Source organism: Herpetosiphonaceae bacterium (genome assembly GCA_036374795.1).
GTDB lineage: Bacteria > Chloroflexota > Chloroflexia > Chloroflexales > Kallotenuaceae > LB3-1.
Genome location: DASUTC010000294.1, coordinates 1 through 7234 on the forward strand (window position 1 = coordinate 1; position 7234 = coordinate 7234).

The following is a 7234-nucleotide window of genomic DNA, read 5'->3' on the forward strand; positions in this document are numbered from 1 at the left end:
CAGCAGCTCGTCGTCGGAGAAGACGGTGATCGACTCGACGCCGCTGCGCAGGTTCTCCCAGAACGCCTCGACGCTGCTGGCACCCGGAAAGCGCCCGCTCATGCCGATGATCGCAATATCCATCCGCTCGTGCGGCGCTGCGTGCGGCGGCTCGTCGTTGCGCGACGCCCGGACCACGGCCTGCTCGTCGTGCTCGTGCGCCAGGTAGGCAGCCAGCGATCGGATCGTCGGATACTTGAACAGGTCGACCATCCGGATCTCGCGGTCGAAGGTTTCGCGCAGCCGACTATGGACCTGCGCCATCAGCAAGGAATGTCCGCCGAGGTCAAAGAAATTATCGTGGACGCCGATCTGCGGACGATCGAGCACCGACTTCCAGATAGCGGCAATGATCCGCTCCACATCGGTCTGCGGCTCGGCGCTGGCGCTTGGTCCCTGGCGGCGAGCGCCGTCGGGATCGAGCAGCGCCCGGCGATCGACCTGACCATCTGCCAGCAGCGGCAGCGCTTCGAGCCGACGAAGATCAACGTCGAGACGCTTGCCGTCCACGCTGCTCGGCATCAGATGCGCTACCTGCGCTATCGCGAGTTCAGGCGCGGAGCCGCTCACGAAGGCGTAGACGCTCCGGCGTGGATCGTGCGCCTCCTCCGTCCACTGCCGAAGGTGCTGGTTGCCGCCGTCCAGGCCGATGAAAAGCTGGGGCTGTCCCCGATGCAGCGCCGCCAGGAATGATTGGAGGCCCTGCCTGGCCGTGATGAGCTGGAAGCCCCGCGCGCGAGTCGCATCGGTCAGGCGGTAGCTGCGGCTCATCCCGACACCGCTCCACATGCTCCAGTGGTAGCAGGAGCTTGCCAGCGCGTACTGGTCGGCCTGGACCTGCGCAAAGGCTTCGAGAAAGCGATTGGCGGCAGAGTACGCGCCGACGGTCGCCCCGCCAAAGAAGCTATTCACCGAGGCAAACGAGACGAAAAGCCGCTCCGGGTGATCGTTGACAAGCTGATGCAGCGCCCAGGTGCCCTCGACTTTCGGACGAAGCGTTGCCGCGAAGCTCTCCGGCGTTTCTTCGACCAGCGCGCGCTCCTGAAGCTCGCCCGCCAGATGCAGGATGCCGTCGAGCGTACAGCCCCACTCGGTCTGCGCGCGCGAGACAATCTCGTCCAGCCGTGCGCTATCGCAGATGTCGACAGCCTCGTAGCGCGCCTGGCCGCCGTGCTGCTCGAGCGCCAGGAAAGCTTCAAGACGCTCGGCAACAGCGGTGCCCCGCTCGATCTCTTGCTGCCACGCGCTGCGCTCCGGCAGCCTGGTTCTGCCCACCAGCAGGAGCCGCGCCTGATAGTGCCGTAATAGGTACTGGCTCAGCTCGATCCCGATGCCGCCAAGCCCTCCGGTGATCAGGTACATGCCATGCGCTTTGAACGGCAGATCACGCAGCGGCTCGTGCGGCAGATCGACCTCCTGAAGCCGTGGGATCATCCGCTGATCATCGCGGTAGACGACCTCACGATCGCGCTCCAGAATCTGGGCTTCTCGTACCAGCGCCAGCGCGTTGTCGGCGGGCTCGACGATCGGCAGATCGATATGGCGGCAATCGAGCCAGGATAGCTCATGGGGGATTGTCTTTAGCAGGCCAAGCAGCGGCGTGCGCTCGCTCGCGAGCTTATCGCCTGGCGCGACAGCCTGGGAATGGCTGGATACCACAAACAGGCGGAGCGGATCGCACGCTGCGCGTCTCGCCAGGGCTTGAGTCAGCCAGAGCAGGCTATACACGCCGCGATCCTGCTCGCGGATCAGCGCTTCGAGGCTACAGACCGCTCCGTCGTGAGTATCGTAGGTCCACAGGTGGAAGATGCTATCGAGCCGCGGGCCATCCGACGACAGGCGCTCCATGAGCTGATGATAGTGCTCTGGCTGTCGCGGATCGATCCGGTAGCGCCGGGGATCGAGCTTCGCGAACTCGTCGCCGCGCTCCACGCGGATACACGGCGTTCCACTCCGATCGAGCCGCTCGGCGAGGCTTGCTCCCAGTCCCAGGTGATCCAGAAACACAAGCGCCTGCCCGATGCGCTCAGGAGCGACCAGCCGCTGCCCTGCTTTGCGCCGCCAGATCTTTTTGTAAAACCAGGACGGCAGCGTATTCTGGTTGTGCGCGTGCAGATCGATGGTCTTCAGCAGCGTGTCGAACGCGCCTGCCTCGAACTGCTGCTTGAGCTGCGAGCGCTGGATCTTGCCGATCGCCGTTTTTGGGATCGCCGCGTGTGGCACCGGGATCAGATACTCAGGGTTGATGCCGACCGATCGCACAACCTTGCCCCGGATCTCGGCGATCAACTGGAGCAGCGCAGGCCAGTCGGCGCGCGGCGAGGCGAAAAAGATCGCCAGGGTATCGCCGCCACGACTCCGATCTTTCACGCTACAGGCGGCGGTGTACGAGACATCGACGCCGTCAAGCTCCTCGACCGTCGCCTCGATCTCATGGCTATAGTAATTGACGCCGTTGACGATGATCACGTCCTTCTCACGACCGGTGATCGTCAGGCGTCCGTCGCGCAGCCGACCCAGGTCGCCGGTGCTGAACCAGCCGTCATCGGTGAAGGCTTCCTGGTTGAGCTGTGGGTGCTGGTAGTAGCCGACCGTCACCGGCAGGCCCTTCACCTGGAGCCGCCCGATCGTATCCTCGGCGACAGGCCGGTTGTCGGCATCGACGATGCGCAGCGCGACGCCGGGTATCGGCCTGCCGACCTCGACAAAAGGATCGTCGTCGCTGGTGCTGGCGCGCGCAAAGGTATCGGAGAAGGTGACGCCCGACGATGTTTCGGACATGCCCCAGGCAGGATGCATGGCCGTGGGCGCAAGGCCGTGCGGCTGGAGGATCTCCAAAAACCGGCGCGCCGTTCTCGCGACGATCGCCTCGCCGCCGTTCAAGATAAAGCGCATCGACGAGAGATCCCAGGTGCGGCGGGCGATTGTGGCCGCGCGATCGACGATCAGGCCGTAGGCAAAGTTGGGCGCCCAGGTAATGCTGGCACGATAGCGCTCGATCCAGTCCAGCCACCTGAGCGGGTCCTGCAAGACCGCCGAGGTTGGCGCGTGGATCTGCCTGGACATCAGGTAGGTATCCAGCACGTGGAACATGACGATCCCGCCGACATGATCGAGCGGCATCCAGTTCAGCGAGATGTCGTGCTCAGAGAATCGGTTCAGGTGCGCGGTGCCCGCCGAGCGGCTGATGATATTGCGGTGGTTGAGCATCACCGCCTTGGGCACGCCGCTGCTGCCCGACGTCAGCAGCAGCAGCGCCAGGTCTTCGGGATGCGGCACATGCCAGCGCGTGTCGGGATCGCTCGCGCGCAGGCGATCGACCGTGACGACATCAAACGGCTGCTCGTCCAGCAGGCGATCGAGGGAGCGCAGCGCGGGCGCGAGCTGCGTGGTGCAGAGGATCGGCGGCTGGCCGAGCATGCGCCACGCATTGTGCAGCTTGCCGATCGCGTTATTCATCTGATCATACGTCGGCGCGATCGACAGCGGCACCGGGACGAAGCCGCCCAGGACACAGCCCCAAAAGGCCGGAATAAAATCCTGATTGCGGTCGATCTGGAAGATGACCATCGCGCCGGGCTGCAAACCATGTCGCCGCAGCCCGCCTAGGACGCGCTGAGCCTCCGCCAGCAGAGCGGCGTAGGAGCTGGTGATGACCGTGTCGTCCTCTTGAAGGTAGACCACGCCATGCTGCGCTGCGTGAGCAGCCGCGCGGCGCAAAAGATCCGGCAGCGTCGCGACTGGATCGGCGGCTGGCGGCAGCGCGGGCGCGTGAGCAATCGCCAGCGCCTGGTGGTCGTCCGGCGGTGTCGTCGCCGCGCTCGACGCTCCTGGCGGCAGCAGATCGGGCTGTGCCGGGGAAGCGTCGCGGCCAGGCAGCAGATCCCACAGATGGAACGGCGGTCTGTCTTCGGTCTGCTCCTGCATGATCACGGCGGCGTGATCGACGCCCGGCAGCGCGCGGAGCTGCTCCTCGAAGCGACGGAGGTCGCGCGGATCGACGACATCGATCCGAGCGAGCGCCTGCACGTCGATCTCTCCGGCGGCGGTCAGCGGCAGCCTGGCGAGCGGCACGTAGATCTCCGGCTGCATCGGCGGTGGGAGTAGCGTCTGGACATGTGCCTGAAGACGCTCCAGCGAGTAGGCCGCTCCCGGCACGATATAGGCCACAAGCTTCTGCGCGCCGTCTCCTGGCGTGTGCAGCAGGAGCGCCGCATCGTCGATCCCGGTGTCGCCAAGCAGGATCGCGGTAACGTCTCGCAGATCGAGCCGCAGCCCGCGATGCCAGCGGTACGGCTCACGAGAGCCGAGCAGCTCAAGCGCCCCGTGACTCAGCCAGCGGCCCAGGTCGCCGGTTCTAAACATGCGCGCTCCCGGCGTTTCGGCGAACGGATCGGGCAGCAGCGCCTCGGCGGTCGCGGCGGTCGCGGCGGCGTAGCCCCGCATGAGGTCATCGCCCGCCAGATAGATCTCGCCACGGATGCCGGGCGGCACCGGCTGCATGTGTCGATCGAGCACATAGATCGGCCAGATCGTCGGCTGGCCCAGCGGCAAGACATCCCAGGCATAGCCGGGCTGGCAGCGGTGGATCGTAACTTCCATCGCGGCCTCCGGCGGCGCGTACAGGTTGTAGAGCGCGCACGATAGATGTTGAAAGAATCGATCGACGAGCGCGCGGCCCAGCGGCTCGCCCTCGCACAGCACGCAGCGCAGCGAATCGAGGCGCAACTGTGGATCGTCGGCACGCGCCGCGAGCAGATCCGCGAGATCGGCGGGGACGACGCGCAGGACGCTGATGGAATAGTCGGCGATGAGCTGCGCCAGCGGCGGGTGCTTGCCAGCGGTCGGCGGCGGCATCACCAGGCGCGCGCCGCCGAGCAGCGGCCAGAAGATCTCGCAGATCGCGGCATCGCGGCTGAGCGCTGCGTGCTGCAAGACGGCATCCGCGCTCGACAGGCTGCATTCTTCTTGAAGATTCTGGATGCGCGCGGTCAGCGCGCGATATGGGATCAGCGCGTAGCGACCGGCGCTAAAGACCGCATACGCCGTGTGGTGATCTGGTATCTCGGTGGCAAGATCGTCCTCGTCGGCATCAGGCAGGGGCTCGTCGTCGATACAGATGATCGGCACGTGCGAGACGGGCAGCGCAGCGACACGCTGCTGCCTGGTCAGCAGCGCCGAGAGACGGATGCCCGCCAGGCTCCGCGCCAGGTGTTGCGGCGCGTCGGCAGGATCGAAGAGGACGAAGCCCGCGCCTGCCTTCACGATCCCAAGCAGCGCGATCACGAGCTGCGCCGAGCGCTCAAGCGCGACGCCGACCAGCGAATCCGGTGCAATCGCAGCCGCTTGCAGACGGCGCGCGAGCTGATTCGCCCGGCGATTCAGCTCGCGGTAGCTGAGCTGCTCATCGCCGCAGATCATCGCGGTCGAGTCCGGCTGCTGCGCGACCTGCGCCTCGAACTGTGCCCGAATCGTGGCGACGGTTTCGGCGTGATCATCCTGACTCAGGAGCAGCCGGATCTGCTCGTTGATCTGCTCGATCGTGATCTCGCCGGGCGCGCGACCCGTCTGCTGCGCGAGGAAGTGGCGGATCTGGTCAACGATTCGGTCGTCGATGCCGTCGATCAGCCGTGAGCGGTGTTCGTCAGCCATAGCCTATTCCTTATTCCTCGTCAGCTTCGCAACCAGTTGGTCGATCGACGGCTGGCGCTTCTTGCGCGCCGCTCCTGTCGGCGATACCATCTGCTGCCGCTCAGGAGCGCTCATCAGCGGCAACTGCGCGATCGGCGTGTCTGGACGGGCGGCTATGCCCCGCAGCAGCGTCTCGAAGTGCCGCACCATGCGCTCGATCGTCGACGACTCAAAGAGATCGGTGTTGTACTCCAACATGCCGCACAGGTGGTCGTCGCGCTCGTCCATGAACAGGGCCAGATCAAACTTTGCCGCTCCGAGATTCGTCTCAACGTGCTGGAACGTCACGCCGTTGATCTGAAGCTGCGGGATGAGCGCGCTCTGGAGCGCAAAGGCAACCTGAAAGAGCGCCTGTTGCCGCAGGCTGCGCTCCGGCTGGAGCTCCTCCACGATGCGCTCGAACGGAAGATCCTGGTGGGCATACGCGCCGAGGCAAACCTGGCGTACCCGCTCCAGCGCCTCGACGAATGTGGGATTGCCCGACAGATCGGCGCGTAAGACCAGCGTGTTCGCAAAGAAGCCGATCAGCGGCTCAAGCTCGACCCGCGTCCGGTTGGCGATCGGCGATCCGACCAGGATGTCGTGCTGGCCGGTGTAGCGGTGCAGGAAGACCTGGAAGGCGGTCAGCAGCGTCATAAACAGCGTACAGCCCCGCCGCTGACTCAGCTCCTTCAAGCTGGCGCTCAGATCCCGATCCAGGGAAAACGTGTGCCGCGCGCCGTGGAAGGTCTGGATCTCAGGTCGCGGACGGTCCAGCGGCAGCTCCAGGACGGGCGGGTGACGGGTACCCTCTGGGTGAAGCTGTGTGCGCCAGTAGCCAAGCTGAGTCTCTAGCCGCTCCCCTGCGAGCCACTGGCGCTGCCAGACCGCGTAATCGGCATACTGCACGGGCAGATCGGCAAGCGGCGCGGGATTGCCGCCGGAGAACGCTTCGTACAGCGCGGCCAGCTCCCGCACCAGCACGCCAAGCGACCAGCCATCCGAGACGATATGGTGCATAGTGATCAGCAGGACATGATCGTGCTCGTCGGCGCGTAGGATCGTGCTGCGGATCAGCGGCCCGTGGGCAAGATCGAAGGGGCGGCGCGTCTCCTCCGCCAGCCGCCGCGCGATCTCAGCCTCGCGCTGGCTCTGCGGCACGCTTCGCAGATCAATCAACGACAGCGGACAGCCCGCCTCCGGCAGAATCCGCTGCACCGGCTGGCTGTCGACCAGCGGAAAGATCGTGCGCAGCGCCTCGTGGCGACGAACGATCTCGTCGAGGCTGTCTTGCAGCGCCTCAAGATGCAGCGGCCCCTTGAGCCGAACGGTCAGCGGCATGTTGTAAAAGGGACTGTCAGGCTCCAATTGGTCGAGGAACCAGAGCCGCTGCTGGGCAAACGAGAGCGGCATGTCGCCGTCGCGGGCAATCCGCGCGATCGGCGGCGGCTGGTGCGGCTCGTCCGTCTCGGTCGCTGCCTGAACCTGCGCGGCTAGTCCGGCGATCGTCGGCGACTCAAAGAGC

2 protein-coding genes are annotated in these 7234 nt (G+C 65.6%); both read right to left on the reverse strand.

Annotated elements, in window-relative coordinates:
- The coding region (locus VFZ66_22980; GenBank protein HEX6292070.1) for an SDR family NAD(P)-dependent oxidoreductase at positions 1-5691 on the reverse strand (5691 nt) is incomplete at its 3' end.
- Positions 5692-5694: 3 nt separating this feature from the next.
- A partial coding sequence (locus tag VFZ66_22985; protein ID HEX6292071.1) for a condensation domain-containing protein occupies positions 5695-7234 on the reverse strand: 1540 nt, incomplete at its 5' end.